The following is a 1,242-nucleotide window of genomic DNA, read 5'->3' on the forward strand; positions in this document are numbered from 1 at the left end:
AGGGTGCCCGGTCAGGCGACGCAACACCGTATGAGGCTTTCGGTGGATGGCTATAAAACCCAATCCCCTACCCGCTCCCACATAAACACCATGAAAAACAAACCACTGCCTGCCCTCATCGCCGCGCTGGCCCTCTCCGCCTGCCAACCCGCCCCGCCACCCGAAAACCCCGCGCCAGCCGCCCCGCACAACCTCATCCTCTACTACCACGGCGACCACACCGACGCGCTGCGCCGGGAAATCGCCGCCTACGGTGCAGAAATCCTCTACCACTATCCGAACCTGCACGGCTTCGCCATCCGCATCCCCGCCAACAAAACCCTCGAAGCGGCAGAAGCACACTTCAGCCGCCTGCCAAACATCAACGGTGTCGCCCGCGACCAAATACAACAACTACAATAAAGCCGCCCTTTCCTTAACCCAACCCGTCAAAGGAGCATGACATGACAGAACCCGGCGAATACTTCGGCATCTTCCTTTCCATGACCATCATCCCGATGGCAATGGCATTCGGCGGCTCGCGCAAAACCTTCAAACAAAAAATACCCGCACTATTGCTGCTAATACTGCTGATATTCGGCACAGTATCCCTGGCAACCCAAAAAATTCGCTGGTCGGCATTACTCATTTCCAGCATTCTTGCCTTTGCCATTTGCGGCTTTTACCACCTCACAGCCCATCACGGCGACAAAAAAATATACCTCTTCAAAAAACCGCAAGACACGCCGCCCGACAACACAAACCAGGAAGAAAAAACATGAGCCTCGCCGACGGACTCGCCATCGTGCTTTTTATCCCGGTATCGGCAGCATTGCTCATCCATATCCACGCCTTATTTACCCCGCCCAGCAGACGAAAAATCCTCACGCTTGCGCTGATATACACCGGAATCTACCTGCTCCTGCTCGGACTCATCCACCTGATTGTCGGCAACGTAGGCATCCTGCCGTTCTTTATATTGGCGTTTGTATGGATAAGAATACTGTTCCACTGCCAACTTGACGATACTGCTTTCCAACCGCCAGAAATAGACCCGGAATTACAAAAACGACTGATGAGTCGAATCCCGCAACGAAAAAAACCAAACGGCAAAAAACATACCTGATAGCCAAATGCCAGGGATTATGGGCTGTTTACCATTGAAAAATCCTCCTCCCCTGCAGGGCGAGGCCCGCAGCGGGCGGGTACCCACGCAAAATGCGGATGCATTTTGCGTGGGGCCCGGGGGAGGGTTGGGGAGGG

General features: G+C 54.4%; 3 protein-coding genes. All 3 read left to right on the forward strand.

Translation table 11 applies throughout. The features are described 5' to 3' along the window. The first annotated feature begins 90 nt into the window (after positions 1-90). From Q0349_RS01500 to Q0349_RS01510, 3 genes are read left to right on the forward strand one after another with little or no spacing between them, the layout of a single operon-like run. On the forward strand, positions 91-402 hold the full coding sequence (locus Q0349_RS01500) for a hypothetical protein (protein ID WP_298079032.1): 312 nt from the start codon (positions 91-93) through the stop codon (positions 400-402). Between the two features lie 41 nt (positions 403-443). Next, positions 444-761 (forward strand): hypothetical protein, encoded by a 318-nt coding sequence (locus Q0349_RS01505; RefSeq protein WP_298079034.1) that lies wholly within the window; start codon positions 444-446, stop codon positions 759-761. Further along, positions 758-1,105 (forward strand): hypothetical protein, encoded by a 348-nt coding sequence (locus Q0349_RS01510; protein ID WP_298079036.1) that lies wholly within the window; start codon positions 758-760, stop codon positions 1,103-1,105. Before Q0349_RS01505 ends, Q0349_RS01510 begins: the two co-directional genes overlap by 4 nt. Positions 1,106-1,242: the final 137 nt, after the last annotated feature.

Source organism: uncultured Cardiobacterium sp., from assembly GCF_938028185.1.
Lineage (GTDB): Bacteria > Pseudomonadota > Gammaproteobacteria > Cardiobacteriales > Cardiobacteriaceae > Cardiobacterium.